Source organism: Pseudomonas sp. Pseusp88 (genome assembly GCF_047303955.1).
GTDB lineage: Bacteria > Pseudomonadota > Gammaproteobacteria > Pseudomonadales > Pseudomonadaceae > Aquipseudomonas.
Window position 1 is genome coordinate 15438 of the sequence record NZ_JBGLYM010000049.1, and the last position, 16920, is coordinate 32357.

14 protein-coding genes and 1 pseudogene are annotated in these 16920 nt (G+C 60.4%); 4 read left to right on the forward strand and 11 right to left on the reverse strand.

Annotation, left to right across the window (positions count from 1 at the left end; translation table 11 throughout):
• Positions 1-40 precede the first annotated feature (40 nt).
• From purU to ACCD02_RS30570, 8 genes are all read right to left on the reverse strand, one after another.
• A complete protein-coding gene (purU, locus tag ACCD02_RS30535; protein WP_259108083.1) occupies positions 41-898 on the reverse strand; it encodes a formyltetrahydrofolate deformylase in 858 nt (285 codons plus the stop codon).
• A gap of 112 nt (positions 899-1010) precedes the next feature.
• Positions 1011-1643 (reverse strand): sarcosine oxidase subunit gamma, encoded by a 633-nt coding sequence (locus ACCD02_RS30540; RefSeq protein WP_413310079.1) that lies wholly within the window; start codon positions 1641-1643, stop codon positions 1011-1013.
• A 128-nt stretch (positions 1644-1771) separates the two neighbouring features.
• A complete protein-coding gene (locus ACCD02_RS30545; RefSeq protein ID WP_413310081.1) occupies positions 1772-4792 on the reverse strand; it encodes a sarcosine oxidase subunit alpha in 3021 nt (1006 codons plus the stop codon).
• Positions 4789-5085 (reverse strand): sarcosine oxidase subunit delta, encoded by a 297-nt coding sequence (locus ACCD02_RS30550; protein ID WP_413310083.1) that lies wholly within the window; start codon positions 5083-5085, stop codon positions 4789-4791. Before ACCD02_RS30550 ends, ACCD02_RS30545 begins: the two co-directional genes overlap by 4 nt.
• 14 nt (positions 5086-5099) lie before the next feature.
• Positions 5100-6350 carry a sarcosine oxidase subunit beta family protein gene (locus tag ACCD02_RS30555; protein WP_413310085.1) on the reverse strand — a complete coding sequence of 417 codons (1251 nt, stop codon included), beginning with the start codon at positions 6348-6350 and terminating at the stop codon, positions 5100-5102.
• Positions 6351-6366: 16 nt separating this feature from the next.
• Entirely contained in the window at positions 6367-7620 is a 1254-nt protein-coding gene (glyA, locus tag ACCD02_RS30560; RefSeq protein WP_413310087.1) for a serine hydroxymethyltransferase, read from the reverse strand.
• Positions 7621-7986: 366 nt separating this feature from the next.
• Positions 7987-9207 (reverse strand): alanine transaminase, encoded by a 1221-nt coding sequence (gene alaC / locus ACCD02_RS30565; RefSeq protein ID WP_413310089.1) that lies wholly within the window; start codon positions 9205-9207, stop codon positions 7987-7989.
• Between the two features lie 193 nt (positions 9208-9400).
• Positions 9401-10147: a TraX family protein gene (locus tag ACCD02_RS30570; protein WP_413310091.1), complete on the reverse strand. Its 747-nt coding sequence runs from the start codon at positions 10145-10147 to the stop codon at positions 9401-9403.
• A 233-nt stretch (positions 10148-10380) separates the two neighbouring features.
• Here ACCD02_RS30570 and ACCD02_RS30575 point away from each other — a divergent pair, with 233 nt between their 5' ends.
• Positions 10381-11421, forward strand: coding sequence for a low specificity L-threonine aldolase (locus ACCD02_RS30575; RefSeq protein ID WP_413310093.1), 1041 nt, complete (start codon positions 10381-10383; stop codon positions 11419-11421).
• 112 nt (positions 11422-11533) lie between these two features.
• Here the strand turns inward: ACCD02_RS30575 and ACCD02_RS30580 are convergent, their stop codons facing one another.
• Together ACCD02_RS30580 and ACCD02_RS30585 are read right to left on the reverse strand one after the other, a co-directional pair.
• The gene (locus ACCD02_RS30580; RefSeq protein ID WP_413310095.1) at positions 11534-11836 is read right to left on the reverse strand and encodes a cell division protein ZapA; all 303 of its coding nucleotides are present in this window, start codon (positions 11834-11836) and stop codon (positions 11534-11536) included.
• Positions 11833-12066, reverse strand: coding sequence for a hypothetical protein (locus ACCD02_RS30585; RefSeq protein WP_413310097.1), 234 nt, complete (start codon positions 12064-12066; stop codon positions 11833-11835). The genes ACCD02_RS30580 and ACCD02_RS30585 overlap by 4 nt, the downstream gene beginning before the upstream one ends.
• Positions 12067-12370: 304 nt before the next feature.
• Here ACCD02_RS30585 and ACCD02_RS30590 point away from each other — a divergent pair.
• A pseudogene (locus tag ACCD02_RS30590) lies at positions 12371-13126 on the forward strand (MCP four helix bundle domain-containing protein); the annotation flags it as partial.
• Positions 13118-13981 carry a methyl-accepting chemotaxis protein gene (locus ACCD02_RS30595; RefSeq protein ID WP_413310102.1) on the forward strand — a complete coding sequence of 288 codons (864 nt, stop codon included), beginning with the start codon at positions 13118-13120 and terminating at the stop codon, positions 13979-13981. The pseudogene ACCD02_RS30590 and the gene ACCD02_RS30595, both read left to right, overlap by 9 nt.
• Before the next feature lie 165 nt (positions 13982-14146).
• Here the strand turns inward: ACCD02_RS30595 and gbcB are convergent, their stop codons facing one another.
• Positions 14147-15247, reverse strand: coding sequence for a glycine-betaine demethylase subunit GbcB (gene gbcB, locus ACCD02_RS30600; RefSeq protein WP_413310099.1), 1101 nt, complete (start codon positions 15245-15247; stop codon positions 14147-14149).
• A gap of 319 nt (positions 15248-15566) precedes the next feature.
• Here gbcB and gbcA point away from each other — a divergent pair, with 319 nt between their 5' ends.
• Positions 15567-16862 carry a glycine-betaine demethylase subunit GbcA gene (gene gbcA, locus ACCD02_RS30605; protein ID WP_413310101.1) on the forward strand — a complete coding sequence of 432 codons (1296 nt, stop codon included), beginning with the start codon at positions 15567-15569 and terminating at the stop codon, positions 16860-16862.
• Positions 16863-16920 lie beyond the last annotated feature (58 nt).

Here is a 16920-nt window from a genome sequence, read left to right on the forward strand (position 1 = left end):
CGCTCCCACAAATCACCCCCACACCATCAGATGAGTTGCGTTAGAGGACCACTGTCCTGTTGGCGTTGAGGAACACCCGCCGTTCAATGTGATAGCCCACCGCCCGGGCCAACGTCAGGCCTTCGATATCCCGGCCTTTGGCAATCAGGTCTTCGGGATAATGGCTGTGGTCTACCACTTCCACGCCCTGGGCGATGATCGGGCCTTCGTCCAGGTCGTTATTGATGTAGTGCGCGGTGGCGCCGACCAGTTTCACGCCCTTGTTGTAAGCCTGATGGTATGGCTTGGCGCCCTTGAAACCGGGCAGCAACGAGTGGTGGATATTGATCGCCTTGCCATCGAGCTTGCGGCACAGGTCCGGGGACAGCACTTGCATGTAGCGGGCAAGGATCACCAGTTCGGCACCGGACTCCTCGATCACCTGCCAGACCTTGGCTTCCTGGCCAGGCTTGTCGTTGGGGTCGAGGGGAAAATGGTAGTACGGAATTTCGTGCCAGCGGGCCAGGGGCTCGAGATCCGGATGGTTGGACACCACCGCGACCACGTCCATGGATAGCTGATTAATGCGTTGGCGATACAACAGGTCGTTGAGGCAGTGATCGGCCTTGGAGACCATGATCACTACTTTTGGCCGATAGTTCGGCGCCGTGAGTTCGAAGATCATGCCGAAAGCCTGGCCACGCTCGGACAGTCCGGCGCGGAAAGCCTGCTCGTCGAAACCCTCGGGTTGACGGAATTCGACGCGAATGAAAAAGCGACTGGACAGGCGGTCATCGAACGAGTGGTGTTCGGTGACATAACAACCCTGCTCGAACAGATAACGGGTCACCGCATCCACCGTACCCAGCACGCTGGGACAATCGGCAGTCAGAATCCATGTGTCGGGGGCGCGGCTCATCGGTTATCTCCTCAAATTGACGCAACCCTTGTAGGAGCTGCCGCAGGCTGCGAAGGCGGTGTGTCAGACCAACCGATTCGCAGCCTGCGGCAGCTCCTACAAGGAGACTTCATCAGGCCTGAATGCCCAGGCCGTACTCGGCCGCAGCATCCTGCAACCACAACCACCAGTAATCGGAGAAGCTGCGGCGGATCAGCAGTTCCCAGGTTTCTTCGCCGGTACGACGAATCACCAGTTGGGACTTGGCGAACACGGTGCCAACGGCCTTGCCGACCGGAAAGTTGTCCGGGTGCACGTCGTAGCTGGTGGATTTCATCAGCACTTCGCGGACCTTGGGACCGGTCAGCTCCAACAGGGACTGGCCACCGCTGACATTGACGATCGCGATGTGCAGGCCGGCCAGGGCTTCGCGCAGTTTCTGCTCTGCGTCAAATTCCTCGCCTGTCGGCACGATCAGCAGCCACTCATCCGGGCCAAGCCATTGCAGGGAGCTGTCGCCGCTGCTGACCAGGGCCAGTGCGGAGGGCAGTTCCATGCCCAGGGCCTTGTGTACACCGGCGGCGAAGGCCGGATCATGGGCATCGCCACGGATAGTCAGATGGCCCAGCAGTTTTTTCTCGCGCAGGATCACGCCAGGGTTGGTGCGGCCTTTGCCGATCAGGCTGCCGAGGTCGGCGTGGAACAGCGGCGACTCAGCCTTTTCGCCGGTCGAAGGCCGCTGCTGGTAAACGTTGGCTGTGGTCATAAAGCACCTGTGTTGAATTCTGTTGTGTGAAGGCAGATCTGTAGGAGCTGCCGAAGGCTGCGATAGCTATCAAAAGCGCTGCCGCTGCGCGCCAGATCGCAGCCTGCGGCAGCTCCTACGATCGAGCACTACTCGATATTCTGCCGCTCACCCTTCGGATCGAAGAACACCGACGAGACGATCTCGGCTTCGATGAAGCTGCCATCGGCCAGAGGTGCCCAGACCTTCTCGCCCATGCGCTTGAGACCACCCTTGACCACGCCCATGGCGAACGAATAACCCAGCGAGTTGACCGCGTAGCTCGACGTCACGTGACCGACCATGGTCATCGGGATCGACTGCTTGGTGTCGAACACCAACTGGGCGCCTTCCGGCAGCCACTTGTTCGGGTCGACCGGCTTGAGGCCGACCAATTGCTTGCGTTGATCACGCACGCAGTCTTCGCGATTCATGCCGCGCCAGCCGAGCCACGAGAATGGCTTGGTGCGACCGACACACCAGCCCATGTTCAGGTCGTCCGGGGTCATCGAGCCGTCTGTGTCCTGGCCAACGATGATGAAACCTTTCTCGGCACGCAGCACGTGCATGGTCTCGGTACCGTACGGGGTCAGGTTGTACTTCTTGCCTGCCTCGGCGATTTTTTCCAGGACGCCCATGGCGTAGTCGGCCTGAACGTTCACTTCGTACGACAGCTCACCGGTGAAAGAGATACGGAACACACGGGCCGGTACGCCACCGACCTTGCCTTCTTTCCAGGTCATGAACGGGAAGGCTTCGTTGCTCAGGTCGATATCGGTGACTTCACTGAGCAGTTTGCGGCTGTTGGGGCCGGACAGCGTCATGGTCGCGTAGTGGTCGGTGACAGAGGTGAAGTACACCTTCAGGTCCGGCCATTCGGTCTGCTGATAGATTTCCAGCCATTGCAGGACGCGCGCAGCGCCGCCCGTGGTGGTGGTCATGATGAAGTGGTTGTCGGCGACACAGGCGGTTACGCCGTCGTCGAAGACCATGCCATCTTCTTTACACATCAGGCCGTAGCGCGCCTTGCCCACATCGAGCTTGGTCCAGGCGTTGGTGTAGATACGGTTGAGGAACTCACGTGCATCAGGGCCCTGGATATCGATCTTGCCCAGGGTCGAAGCGTCGAGCAGACCCACGCTGGCGCGCACGGCCTTGCACTCGCGACCGACGGCGGCATGGATGTCTTCACCGGCCTTGGGGAAATACCACGGACGCTTCCACTGGCCGACGTCTTCGAATTCGGCACCGTTCTTGATGTGCCAGGCATGCAGCGCGGTGAAGCGCACGGGCTCGAAGATATGACCGCAGTGACGACCGGCTACGGCACCGAAAGTCACCGGCGTGTAGTTCGGGCGGAACATGGTGGTGCCCATTTCCGGGATGGTCACGTTCAGCGAACGGGCGGCGATGGCCAGGCCGTTGACGTTACCCAGTTTGCCCTGGTCGGTACCGAAACCCAGTGCGGTGTAGCGTTTGACGTGTTCGACCGATTCGAAGCCTTCGCGGGTCGCCAGTTCGATGGCGGCAGCGGTGACGTCGTTCTGCAGGTCGACGAATTGCTTCGGCGCACGGGCAGTCGGTTTGTCGTGTGGCACCTGGAACAGCGCCAGCGTCGGCTCTTCGGCACGGCTCAGGGCTTTTGGCAGAATGCCTTCGACGGCTTTGAAACCGGCTTCACTGGCTGCGCGCACGCCGCCTTCGAAACCGTCGGCCAGGGAATCACCCAGGGCGTAGACGCCATTGATGCCACCGACACATACACGTTTCTGCGGTGCTTCGCCCGGTACGAAACCGAGGATTTCTTCACGCCAGACCGGCTTGCCACCCAGGTGGGACGCCAGGTGGACGATCGGGCTGTAGCCGCCGGAGCTGGCGATCAGGTCGCAATCGAGCCATTCGCCAGGGCTGGTGACTTTGTGGCTGCGCACATCGATCGCCGCGACGCGGGCAGCGCTGACGCGCTTGCTGCCACGGGCTTCGATCACGGCACTGCCGGTCAGGATGCGTACACCCTTGGCGCGGGCTTCTTCAACCAGGGCACCGCGCGGGTTGTGACGGGCATCGGCCACGGCCACTACCTGCAGGCCGGCATCAAGCCAGTCCAGAGCCACGCGGTAGGCGTAGTCGTTGTTGGTCGACAGCACCAGCTTCTTGCCCGGTGCCACACCGTAACGGCGCACATAAGTGGAAACGGCACCGGCCAGCATGTTGCCCGGCACGTCGTTGTTGCCGTAGACCAGCGGACGCTCGTGGGTACCGGTAGCCAGTACTACACGCTTGGCGCGGACGCGGTGCATGCGCTGACGGACCTGGCCGATGGGCGCGCGATCACCGAGGTGGTCGGTCAGGCGCTCATGGATGGTCAGGAAGTTATGGTCGTGGTAGCCGTTGACGGTAGCCCGTGGCAGCAGGGTGACGTTGGCCAGGCCTTGCAGCTCGGCAACGACGGTCGCGACCCATTCAGCAGCCGGTTTGCCATCGAGGCTTTCGCGGCTGTCGAGCAGGCTGCCGCCGAACTCTTCCTGTTCATCGGCGACGATGACACGAGCGCCACTGCGACCGGCGGCCAGGGCTGCGGCCAGACCCGAAGGACCGGCACCGACCACCAGCACGTCGCAATGATGGTTCATCGCATCGTAGGTATCAGGATCATTTTCGGTCGGCGAGCGACCCAGACCAGCGGCCTTGCGGATGTACTTCTCGTAGGTCATCCAGAAGGATTGCGGGTACATGAAGGTCTTGTAGTAGAAGCCCGGTGGCATCATCTTGCCGCCGACTTTACCGAGGATCCCCATCACGTCGTTGTTCACGCTTGGCCAGCCGTTGGTGCTGGTGGCGACCAGACCCGAGTACAGCGCCTGTTGCGTGGCACGCACGTTGGGGATCTGGGTGGCTTCGGTCGCGCCGATCTGCAGGACAGCGTTCGGCTCTTCGGAACCTGCTGCAAAGATCCCGCGAGGACGCGAGTATTTGAAGCTGCGGCCAATGATGTCGACGCCGTTGGCCAGCAGGGCTGCGGCCAATGTGTCGCCTTCAAAACCCTGGTAAGTCTGACCGTTGAAGCTGAAGTTCAGCACCTTGGTCCGGTCGATGCGGCCGCCGTTGGGCAGACGATTGCTCTGGCTCATGCCTTGTCTCCCTTGTTAGTAAATTGCGGCTTGGCGCCAATCGGGTAGGTTTCGAGAATTTCGTAGGTCACGGTGTCACGGGTCGCGTTGAAGTACTGACGGCAACCGGCGGCGTGAATCCACAGTTCGTGGTGCAGGCCACGGGGGTTGTCACGAAAGAACATGTAGTCGCCCCACTGTTCGTCGGTGCAGGCACTCGGGTCCAGGGGACGTGGAATGTGAGCCTGGCCGGACGCGTGGAATTCCTCTTCGGAGCGCAGTTCGCCACAGTGAGGACAGAAGATGTGCAGCATTGGGATTTCTCCTGTTAGTGGGCGACAGCCGCGGCGCCGTGTTCATCGATCAACGCACCGTTATGGAAACGGTCGATGGAGAAAGGCTTGGCCAGTGGATGCATTTCACCCTTGGCCAGGCTTGCAGCGAAGACGTTGCCCGAACCCGGCGTGGCCTTGAAGCCACCGGTACCCCAACCGCAGTTGAAGAACATGTTCGGAACGGGAGTCTTGGAAATGATCGGGCAGGCGTCCGGCGTGGTGTCGACGATGCCGCCCCACTGACGGTTCATGCGAACGCGCGACAGCACCGGGAACATCTCGACGATGGCCTGGATGGTGTGCTCGATCACCGGGTACGAACCGCGCTGACCGTAGCCGACCCAGCCGTCGATACCGGCACCGATCACCAGGTCGCCCTTGTCGGACTGGCTGATGTAACCGTGTACGGCGTTGGACATGATCACGCTGTCAATAATCGGTTTGATCGGCTCGGACACCAACGCTTGCAGCGGGTGAGATTCGATCGGCAGACGGAAGCCTGCCAGTTTGGCCATGTGCCCGGAGTTACCGGCCGTTACTACGCCGACGCGCTTGGCGCCGATGAAGCCTTTAGTCGTCTCGACACCGACACAGACGCCGTTTTCCTTGCGGAAACCGATCACTTCGGTCTGCTGGATCAGGTCAACGCCCAGGGCGTCGGCGGCACGGGCAAAGCCCCAGGCCACGGCATCGTGACGAGCGACGCCGCCACGGCGCTGAACGGTTGCACCGATAACCGGGTAGCGAGTGTTTTTCGAGCAGTCCAGGTACGGAATCTCGTCCGCGACCTGCTTGGCGTTGAGCAGCTCGCCGTCCACGCCGTTGAGGCGGTTGGCGCTGACCCGACGCTCGGAATCACGCATGTCCTGCAGGGTGTGACACAGGTTGTAGACGCCACGCTGGGAGAACATCACGTTGTAGTTCAGGTCCTGGGACAGGCCTTCCCACAATTTCATGGCGTGCTCGTACAGGTGGGCCGATTCGTCCCACAGATAGTTGGAGCGCACGATGGTGGTGTTACGGGCGGTGTTGCCGCCGCCCAGCCAGCCTTTTTCGACCACGGCCACGTTAGTGATGCCGTGCTCCTTGGCCAGGTAATAAGCCGTGGCCAGACCATGCCCGCCGCCGCCGACGATAACCACGTCGTAGACTTTCTTCGGGGTTGGCGTGCGCCACATGCGCTGCCAGTTTTCGTGGTGGCTGAGGGAGTGCTTGAAAAGGCCGAAGCCTGAGTAATGCTGCATGAGGGCTACTCCTGACTCAGCGGTAAACCGGGAAATCGGCGCACAGTGCCGCAACCTGACGGGCAACGTCAGCCTCGACATCGGCATCACCGAGGTTGTCGAGAATGTCGCAGATCCAGCCGGCCAGCGTGACGCACTGGGTAACTTTGAAACCGCGAGTGGTGACGGCCGGGGTGCCGATACGCAGGCCCGAAGTCACGAATGGCGATTGTGGGTCGTTAGGTACGGCGTTCTTGTTCACGGTGATGTGCGAACGGCCCAGGGCTGCGTCAGCCTCCTTGCCGGTCAGGCCCTGCTTGATGAGGCTGACCAGGAACAGGTGGTTGTCGGTACCGCCGGAAACAACGTCGTAACCGCGATCGATGAACACCTGGGCCATGGCCTGGGCGTTGTCGATCACTTGCTGTTGATAAGCCTTGAAACCCGGCTCCATGGCTTCCTTGAAGCACACCGCCTTGCCGGCGATCACGTGCATCAGCGGGCCGCCCTGGGCGCCCGGGAATACGGCGGCGTTGAGCTTTTTCTCGATCTCTTCGTTGGCCTTGGCCAGGATCAGGCCACCACGTGGACCGCGCAGGGTCTTGTGAGTGGTGGTGGTGACCACGTCAGCGTAAGGCAGCGGGTTCGGGTACAGACCGGCAGCGACCAGACCGGCTACGTGAGCCATGTCGACGAACAGCAGGGCACCGACCTTGTCAGCGATCTGACGGAAGCGCGGGAAATCCAGAGTCTTGGAGTAGGCAGAGAAGCCGGCAACGATCATCTTCGGCTTGTGCTCGACAGCCAGGCGCTCGACTTCGTCGTAGTCGATCAGGCCGGTGGTGGTGTCGATGCCGTACTGCACGGCGTTGTACAGCTTGCCGGACGAGGAAACCTTGGCACCGTGGGTCAGGTGACCGCCATGGGCCAGGCTCATGCCCAGAATGGTGTCGCCTGGCTGGATCAGCGCCAGATAGACAGCGCTGTTGGCCGACGAGCCGGAGTGCGGCTGGACGTTGGCGTAATCGGCACCGAACAGCTGCTTGGCGCGTTCGATGGCCAGTTGTTCGACTTTATCGACGTGCTCGCAGCCGCCGTAGTAACGCTTGCCCGGATAACCTTCGGCGTACTTGTTGGTCAGGCCGCTGCCCTGGGCTTGCATCACGCGCTTGCTGGTGTAGTTCTCCGAGGCGATCAGTTCGATGTGATCTTCCTGACGTTGCTCTTCGGCGTTCATGGCCGACAGGAGTGCATCGTCATAACCCTGGATCTGGTCTTGCTTGCTGAACATCGCGGATCTCCCAGCGGCGGCGCTGCGCCTGACTTATCGATAGGGCTTGTGGTCTGCCCTTTGTCAGCGATGGTAGGGCTCGGGCCGGTCGGTCAGATGCCTACGGACGCCACGCAAAGGTTCGTTTACGACATGGGTTGCCCGGGATTGAAAAATGATGGGTGTTACGCGCTCAGAAGCGATGAAAGGAATATCGGATGGGGGGCGGATTTATCCGCAAAGACGTCGATAAATCCAGCGTTGTCGCCGTCTGAAGCAGCGCTTCGCGAATGAGTTCGCACCCACAATTCTCCCCCTGGGCCTTTGCGTTTGCATAAATAAAAATCCCCCGATTGCCGGGGGATTTTTCATATCGAAATGTCGCAATCAGGCCAAAGGCTTGTTCGCGACCAGACCGTCAGCGCGGAACATGCCGCGAATACCACGCACGGCCTGACGAATACGATCCTGGTTCTCAATCAACGCGAAGCGCACGTGATCGTCGCCGTACTCACCGAAACCGATCCCCGGCGAGACACAGACCTTGGCGTCGGCCAGCATCTTCTTGGCAAATTCCAACGAGCCCATATGCGCATAAGCCTCGGGGATCTTGGCCCAGACATACATGGACGCCTTGGGGTTCTCGACCATCCAGCCCAGCTCGTGCAGACCCTTGACCAGTACATTGCGACGCTGGCGATACTGCTCGGCAATGTCTTTCACGCACTGCTGGTCGCCTTCAAGCGCCGCAATGGCCGCGACCTGCAGCGGCGTAAAAGTGCCGTAGTCGTGATAACTCTTGATCCGCGCCAGGGCGTTGACCAGTTCCGGGTTACCGACCATGAAGCCGATGCGCCAGCCCGCCATGTTGTAACTCTTGGACAGGGTGAAGAACTCCACCGCAATGTCCTTGGCGCCGGGCACCTGCATGATCGACGGGGCTTTCCAGCCGTCGTAGACGATGTCCGCGTAGGCCAGGTCGTGAATCACCAGCACGTCGTACTGTTTGGCCAGGGCCACCACGCGCTCGAAGAAATCCAGCTCCACGCACTGCGCGGTAGGGTTGGACGGAAAGCCCAGGATCATCATTTTCGGCTTGGGAATCGAACCGCGAATGGCTTTTTCCAGCTCGGCAAAGAAATCCACGCCGGGGATCAGTGGTACCGAGCGGACCTGGGCGCCGGCAATCACGGCACCGTAGATATGAATCGGATAGCTGGGATTGGGCACCAATACTGTGTCGCCCTGATCAAGGGTCGCCAGCATCAAGTGCGCCAGGCCCTCTTTCGAACCGATGGTGACAATGGCTTCGGTTTCCGGGTCGATATCGACCTCGTAACGTTCCTTGTACCAGTTGGAAATCGCCCGACGCAGGCGCGGAATCCCCCGGGAAGTGGAGTAGCCATGGGTGTCTTCGCGCTGGGCGACGGTGACCAGTTTTTCGACGATATGCGGCGGCGTGGCCCCATCGGGGTTGCCCATGCTCAAGTCGATAATGTCCTCACCACGACGGCGAGCGGCCATTTTCAGCTCGGCGGTGATGTTGAACACGTAAGGGGGGAGTCGATCGATGCGCGAAAAGCGGCGCGGCGAACCTTGGTCTGCCATGAGAGCCTCTGAAGACGTAAGCGCCCGGAACCGTCCGAGCGACGCTGGCCGCATGTGGCGGCCTGGGCAGAAGATAAATCCAATGCTGGCGTTTTGTCTAATCCTGTTTTCTGGCTTGTGTTTTTTCTGTGGGACTGGCTTTAGCCGGGAAGGCGCTTTCCCGGCTAAAGCCGGTCCCACAATTGCTCATCCGTCAGCTCAGCAGCCGAGCAAGGCCATACAGCAGCAGAAAATGCACCGGATAGATCCCATACGCCCATCGCCGCATCGGCCATATCCGTCCTGCGGGCTGCACCCGTAGCAGCAGCATCCCCGCCAGCGGCCCCAGTACGCAGGCAATCAGCGCCCCGATGGAAATTGGATCGCCCCAGGCCACGGCGGCGAATATCTGCGACCAGGCGTTGCTGAACAGGCATACCACGCCAGGAATCAGGGCAAAACCGATAGGCCGCTCAAGCACCAACAAACAGGCCCAGGGCAGCAGCACGCCAAAGAAACCAAACATCAATTTGTCCTGCAACAACGCCCCGAGCAGCACCGCCGCCAGCGCCAGATTGCGACTGACGGCCGAGCGATGACGCCAGCCCTGAGCCACCAGCATGCCCAGGGCCAGGGTTGGCAGGACGTTGAGGGTGTCAGCCTCTGCGGCAGGCATATACAGCCGATAGGGAATCTCCGCCAACCCGGCGAACAGCAACAACCAGCCCAGGTAGTGCCACTGCACACGCGGGCCTTCCAACCCGCGCACCCGCCGCGCCAGATTCACCGCAATGGCCAGGCAAAACCAGGGGAACGCCAGACGCCCCGGCACATACAGGACGTTCAGCGGCAAACCGATATAACGCAGGTGATCCAGCACCATGCTGGCCATGGCCAGCCACTTGAGCAGATCCAGCGCCTTGTTGCGGCGCGGCAGGTACGGCGGGTTGGAAAGATCCATGGCACTCCGAAATATTGGGTTCTCTCAACGAACACAAGGCCGATAGCGTGGGACCGGCTTTAGCCGGAAAGACGATCGCATGATCGATGCATTCATATCGACCTTACTGGCGCCTTCCCGGCCAAAGCCGGCCCCACAGACTTCATTCCATTGAGGTAATTGTGTTGCATTTGATAGGCCCCAGCCCGCTTTTTGCTACAGTGCGCACCATAATCGATCACAAGGAACCGGCCATGACAGACCAAAGCCAACAGTTTGCCAGCGACAACTATTCCGGGGTCTGCCCCGAAGCCTGGTCCGCCATGGAACAGGCCAATCATGGCCATCAGCGCGCCTATGGTGAAGACCAATGGACCGCCCGCGCCGCCGATCATTTCCGCAAACTGTTCGAAACCGACTGCGAAGTATTCTTCGCCTTCAACGGCACGGCGGCCAATTCCCTGGCGCTGTCGTCACTGTGCCAGAGCTACCACAGCGTCATCTGCTCGGAAACCGCCCATGTCGAAACCGACGAATGCGGCGCGCCGGAGTTTTTCTCCAACGGCTCCAAGCTGCTTACCGCCCGCAGCGAAAACGGCAAGCTGACCCCCGAGTCGATCCGCGAAGTCGCCCTCAAGCGCCAGGACATCCACTACCCCAAACCCCGCGTGGTAACCCTGACCCAGGCCACGGAAGTCGGCAGCGTCTATCAACCTGATGAGCTGAAGGCCATCAGCGCCACCTGCAAGGAACTGGGCCTTAACCTGCACATGGACGGCGCCCGCTTCGCCAATGCTTGCGCCTATCTGGGCTGCTCGCCCGCCGAGCTGACCTGGAAATCCGGAATCGACGTCCTGTGCTTCGGCGGCACCAAGAATGGCATGGCCGTGGGCGAAGCGATTCTGTTCTTCAACCACAAGCTGGCCGAAGACTTCGACTACCGCTGCAAACAGGCTGGGCAACTGGCGTCGAAAATGCGTTTCCTGTCGGCGCCCTGGGTCGGACTGCTGGAAAACGACGCCTGGCTCAAGCACGCCCGGCACGCCAACCACTGCGCGCAGCTGCTGGCCGAACTGGTAAAAGATATTCCCGGAGTGGAACTGATGTTCCCCGTACAAGCCAACGGCGTGTTCCTGCAACTGTCGGAACCGGCCATCGCCGCCCTGACCGCCAAGGGCTGGCGCTTCTATACCTTCATCGGTAATGGCGGCGCCCGTTTCATGTGTTCGTGGGACACCGAAGAGGAGCGCGTGCGTGAGCTGGCGGCGGATATTCGCCTGGTGATGAGTGCCTGACCCTACCTGTTGGAGCGAGGCTTGCCCGCGAACCTGACGACGCGCAATGTCTGGCACACCGCGTCATAGCTTTCGCGGGCAAGCCTCGCTCCAACGAAGCAAGTGCCGGCCCTCAGCCCTGGGCGATAGTCCTGGAGATCACGTCCACCGTCGCATCGACCTGCTCCCGGCAGCGGTCCAGCTCTTCGCGGTGCTGTTGCTGCATCTCGATCTGCTGCGAGCAAAGGTTCAGGGCCGCCAGCACCAGCAGGCGGTCACCGATCAGGGTCGGGTAGCGGCGCTTGGTTTCGGCCAGGGCTTTCTTGAGCATGCCGGTAGCCTGCAGCAAGGTGATTTCTTCGCCTGGCGGCGCCTTGATCGAATAGTCGGTGCCGAGAATGGAGACAACCGTTACGCCGTTTTCGTCCTGGATCATGCGCCGACTGCACTGACGCGGGTGGCGCGTTCAACCAGGGCCTGGATGCGGGCGGTCGTCGCACCCTGTTTTTCTTCCTGTTCCAGCAGGCTCAACTGCAGGCTGTCGTTGTCATCCCTGACTTGGGCCAGCTCGGCGCTGAGCTGCGCGTTCGTGTCCTGCAACTGCTGGTTCTGTTGCACCAGGTTGCTGACAAGTTCTTCCAATTGATTAAGGGATGCTTCCAACATTTTGATTTCTCGGGCGAATTTCAACGGGCGCACACGATAAAGAAAAGTAACCGGCCATGCCAGAAATTCGTGGGCGCATGAGGGCTCTGTTGACTCTGTTTAACTCAACAGGTTCCTGCTGTCGGTCGGACCGGAAAACAGCTTTCGACAAGGCGATTCGCCATGATTTTGTTTCAAAATGATACGAATTCATTCAAGAACCGTCGCTTCAGACCGATAGACAACTACCAGAATTGCCAGTCCAGCCCACTTGGGGCCGTTATCCAACTTTCCCTACGGAAGATCGCTCATGTCAATGCGCAACATGAATATTGCTCCGCGCGCGTTCCTCGGTTTTGCTGTCATAGGCGCCTTGATGCTGATCCTTGGCATTTTTTCCCTTACGCAAATGAGCAATATTCGCCAGTCGGGCGACGTCATTGCCCGCGATAGCGTGCCCAGCATCCGCGCCTTGGACAAAATGATCGACACCAGCGTGCGCCTGCGGGTGTTGTCCTATCGCCTGCTGGTCAACCGCGATCCAGCGGTGCAGCAGAAAACCCTGGACGCCATGACTGCACGCTTTCAACAAATGGGCATTGCCCAAGCGATCTATGAAAAGCTCATCACTGGCGACGAGGAGAAAGCGACCTACAACGAATTCCTCCAGTTGCTGAGCCAATACCGCCAGTTCGAAGACCGCATGCGCGGTTACAGCCGCGACAACAAGCTCGACGAGCTGGGCAAGATGCTCAATACCGAGCTTCAGCAGAACTCGGATCAGATGAACGTGCTATTGAGCAAACTGGTCGAGATCAACGGCAAGCAATCCGACGCGGCCAACAACCGCGCTGCCGACCAATACTCTTCGGCCTTCAATATGGTGGTGGCCCTGCTGATCGTGGCGACTGTCCTGACCCTGCTGTTCGCCTGGCTGCTGACCAATAGCATCACCCGCCCGATTTCCCAGGCACTTGCCGCTGCCGAGACCATTGCCGAAGGCAACCTGACACACGTGGTCAAGGTTGACGGCACCGACGAAGCCGGTCGCCTGCTGGCCGCCATGCATAAGATGCAGGAGAAGCTGCGCGACACCCTGCAACGCATTTCCGGCTCCGCAACCCAACTGGCGTCTGCGGCCGAAGAACTGAACGCCGTCACCGACGAAGGCGCCCGTGGCCTGGCCAGGCAGAACGACGAGATCGAGCAGGCCGCCACAGCGGTCAACGAGATGACCAGCGCCGTGGAAGAAGTCGCGCGCAACGCCATCAGCACTTCCGACGCCTCGAAAAACGCCACCAGCTCAGCCGGTGACGGTCGCGATCTGGTGCAGGAAACTGTCAGCGCCATCGAGCGTATGAGCAGCGATGTGCAGGCGACCGCCGATCTGGTTGGCAATCTGGCAGAAGAATCGCGGGATATCGGCAAGGTGCTGGACGTTATTCGCGGTCTGGCCGATCAGACCAACCTGCTGGCCCTCAACGCCGCCATCGAAGCGGCACGGGCCGGTGAAGCCGGTCGTGGTTTTGCCGTAGTGGCAGACGAAGTGCGCGCACTGGCGCACCGCACCCAGCAATCGACCAGTGAAATCGAGCGCATGATCGGCAGCATTCAGGGCGGTACGGAGAAGGCCGTGGGTTCGATGCGCAACAGCACCGAGCGAGCGGCATCGACCCTGAGCATCGCCAAGGGGGCCGGCCTGGCGCTGGACACCATCAACACAGCCATTGTCGAGATCAACGAACGCAACCTGGTGATTGCCAGCGCCGCAGAAGAACAGGCCCAGGTGGCGCGGGAAGTGGATCGCAACCTGGTGAATATCCGCGATCTGTCGGCGCAATCGTCCGACGGCGCGACCCAGACCAGCGCGGCCAGCGGCGAGCTGACACGTCTGGCGGTGGATCTGAACGGGCTGGTTTCGCGGTTCAGGTTGTAAAGTAAGACATCACCTTCTGTGGGAGCGAATTCATTCGCGAAAGCTGTGGTTCAGACGATGAAGAGGTGCTGAATGTACAGGCCTCTTCGCGAATGAATTCGCTCCCACAGGATTCGCTTCCACCGAACTCCCTCTCACAGAATCCGCCCGCATAGGCGATGTCGATCAATACTCGATCCGCACATCACCCTTCGGCACGCTGCAGCACGACAGGATGTAACCCTCGGCCACGTCGTCGTCGGTGATGCCGCCGTTGTGCTCCATCTCCACTTCGCCGCTGAGCTTCATCACCTTGCAGGTACCGCAGATGCCCATGCCGCAGGCTTTGGGGATCATCATACCCAGCTTGGCTGCCGCGGCGTGGACGGTTTCGCCCGGCGCCACGCGGATGCTCTTGCCGGTTTCGGTGAACTCGACCTGATGCAGCTCGGAGGTATCCACATCCGGTGCTTCGGCCGCCTGTTCGGCGTGCTCCACGGCGTCGGCGCGGGCTTCCGGCGGCGTCGCGCCGAAGGATTCCTCGTGGTACTGGGCCATATTGAAACCGGCGGCTTCCAGCAGGCGCTTGACCGCATTCATGTACGGCGTCGGGCCACAGCAGAACACTTCGCGCTCCATGAAGTCCGGTGCCATCAGTTCCAGCATCTTGTGGTTCAGGTAGCCGCGATAACCGGCCCAAGGCTCACCCATGCCGTATTTTTCGCAGATCAGGTGCAGGCTGAAGTTATCGATCCGCGACGCCATGTGTTCCAGCTCGCGATGATAAATGATGTCTTTCGGCGAACGGGCACTGTGGACAAAGACCATGTCGACATTGGCGTTGGTGTCGTAGAACCAGCGCGCCATGGACATGACCGGGGTGATACCGACACCGCCGCTGAGGTAAAGGATCTTCGGATTCGGGAAATCGATGGCGTTGAACAACCCGACCGGCCCGTGCACGGCCAGCTCCTGGCCTTCATGCAGGGTGTCGTGGAGCCAGTTGGAAACCTTGCCGCCCGGTACGCGCTTGATGGTCACCGAGAAGCTGTAAGGCACCGACGGTGAGCTGGAAATGGTGTAGGAGCGCATCACCTGCACGCCTTCGATCTCCAGCTCCAGAGTAACGAACTGCCCCGGCTTGAAGAAGAACAGGATCGGCTGGTCGGCCATGAAACAGAAGGTCCGCACATCCCAGGTTTCCTGGATCACCTTGACGACGCGCACCAGGTGGCGGCCATTGGCCCATGTCTGGGTATTTACCGGGCTGAGGAAACTATTGGACATGCTGTTCTCCACGGCCGACTGTCGGCCTTATATGGGACGGATTCTGCGTAACGCGCAGGACGACCACTTACCTATCTGCGACATCGACGTACTTACGGCGACCAGCCCCCAACGACATGGGTTACGACGTCGGGAACGGATGCGGCCATGTCGCCCATGGATAAGGTTCGGTCGCGACTCGGCTCCACACTCGCCGCTAAATATTTGTCGATATTTCAGCATGGACGGCAAAAGCACCGGCCAAGCGTGCAAACACCAACACAACCGTTATTAGCCCATTTCGCCGACCGCGCCGTGAGCGGTCATGAGGATTACCACGATGGACACAACTACCCTGAGCCTGGGCGATCCGCTGGAACCTGCACGCAAGGCCACCGCCGAGATGCTGCAGAATCGTGAGCGCACCTATTCGTTGCCGCAGCCTTTCTACAGTGATGAGCGCCTGTTTGAAATCGACATGCAGGAAATCTTCCAGAAGGAATGGCTGATCGCTGGCATGACCTGCGAGATTCCAGCCAAAGGCAACTACATGACCTTTCAGATCGGCAAGAACCCGGTCCTGATCGTTCGTGGCCCGGACGGCTCGGTCAACGCCTTCCACAACGTCTGCCGCCACCGCGGTTCGCGCCTGTGCACCGGCGAGAAAGGCAAGGTCGCCAAGCTGGTTTGCCCTTACCACCAGTGGACTTACGAACTGGACGGCCGCCTGCTGTATGCGGGCAGCGAAATGGGCGATGACTTCGACATGAAGAACTTCAGCCTCAAGCCGATCAACGTCAAGACTGCTGGCGGCTACATCTTCATCAGCCTGGCGCAAAATCCGCCGGCCATCGACGCGTTCCTGGAAACCCTCAAGCACTACATGGAACCGTACGACATGGAAAACACCAAGGTGGCGGTGCAAACCACCTTGATGGAGAAAGCCAACTGGAAGCTGGTGCTGGAAAACAACCGCGAGTGCTACCACTGCAGCGGTTCGCACCCTGAGTTGCTCAACACCCTGCTGGAATGGGATGACGTCACCGATCCACGCGCCACCCAGTCCTTCAAGGACCACGTCGCCGAGTCCGCCGCCGCTTGGGATGCCGAGAAGATCCCGTTCGCACACGCCAGCTTCGGTCTGCGCAACCGTATCGTGCGCATGCCCCTGCTCAAGGGCACCGTGTCCATGACCATGGACGGCAAGCAAGGCAGCAAGAAGCTCATGGGCCGCATCAAGAACCCGGATCTGGGCTCGATGCGCATCCTGCACCTGCCGCACTCCTGGAACCACTGCATGGGCGATCACGTCATCGTCTTTACCGTGTGGCCAATCAGCGCTCAGGAAACCATGGTCACCACCAAATGGCTGGTGCACAAGGACGCCGTCGAGGGCGTGGACTACGACGTAGCGCGCCTGCGCGAAGTCTGGGACGCGACTAACGACCAGGACCGTCGCCTGGCCGAAGAAAACCAGCGCGGCATCAACTCAGTCGCCTACCAGCCTGGCCCGTACTCCAAGACTTACGAGTTCGGCGTGGTCAACTTCATCGACTGGTACAGCGCGCGCATGCTGGAAAACCTCGGTGCCGAGCCTGCCCCATACCTGAAGGGTATTGCGGTTAATCACGAGTAAGCTTTTGAGTACCGGTGGGACCGGCTTCAGCCGGGAAGGCGTCTTCCCGGCTGAAGCC

Excerpts from the sequence above, each read along its gene's own strand:
- purU (WP_259108083.1), bottom strand. The coding sequence starts at position 898 with ATGAGCCGCGCCCCCGACACATGGATTCTGACTGCCGATTGTCCCAGC.
- ACCD02_RS30540 (WP_413310079.1), bottom strand. The coding sequence starts at position 1,643 with ATGACCACAGCCAACGTTTACCAGCAGCGGCCTTCGACCGGCGAAAAG.
- ACCD02_RS30545 (WP_413310081.1), bottom strand. The coding sequence starts at position 4,792 with ATGAGCCAGAGCAATCGTCTGCCCAACGGCGGCCGCATCGACCGGACC.
- ACCD02_RS30550 (WP_413310083.1), bottom strand. The coding sequence starts at position 5,085 with ATGCTGCACATCTTCTGTCCTCACTGTGGCGAACTGCGCTCCGAAGAG.
- ACCD02_RS30555 (WP_413310085.1), bottom strand. The coding sequence starts at position 6,350 with ATGCAGCATTACTCAGGCTTCGGCCTTTTCAAGCACTCCCTCAGCCAC.
- glyA (WP_413310087.1), bottom strand. The coding sequence starts at position 7,620 with ATGTTCAGCAAGCAAGACCAGATCCAGGGTTATGACGATGCACTCCTG.
- alaC (WP_413310089.1), bottom strand. The coding sequence starts at position 9,207 with ATGGCAGACCAAGGTTCGCCGCGCCGCTTTTCGCGCATCGATCGACTC.
- ACCD02_RS30570 (WP_413310091.1), bottom strand. The coding sequence starts at position 10,147 with ATGGATCTTTCCAACCCGCCGTACCTGCCGCGCCGCAACAAGGCGCTG.
- ACCD02_RS30575 (WP_413310093.1), top strand. The coding sequence starts at position 10,381 with ATGACAGACCAAAGCCAACAGTTTGCCAGCGACAACTATTCCGGGGTC.
- ACCD02_RS30580 (WP_413310095.1), bottom strand. The coding sequence starts at position 11,836 with ATGATCCAGGACGAAAACGGCGTAACGGTTGTCTCCATTCTCGGCACC.
- ACCD02_RS30585 (WP_413310097.1), bottom strand. The coding sequence starts at position 12,066 with ATGTTGGAAGCATCCCTTAATCAATTGGAAGAACTTGTCAGCAACCTG.
- ACCD02_RS30595 (WP_413310102.1), top strand. The coding sequence starts at position 13,118 with ATGCAGGAGAAGCTGCGCGACACCCTGCAACGCATTTCCGGCTCCGCA.
- gbcB (WP_413310099.1), bottom strand. The coding sequence starts at position 15,247 with ATGTCCAATAGTTTCCTCAGCCCGGTAAATACCCAGACATGGGCCAAT.
- gbcA (WP_413310101.1), top strand. The coding sequence starts at position 15,567 with ATGGACACAACTACCCTGAGCCTGGGCGATCCGCTGGAACCTGCACGC.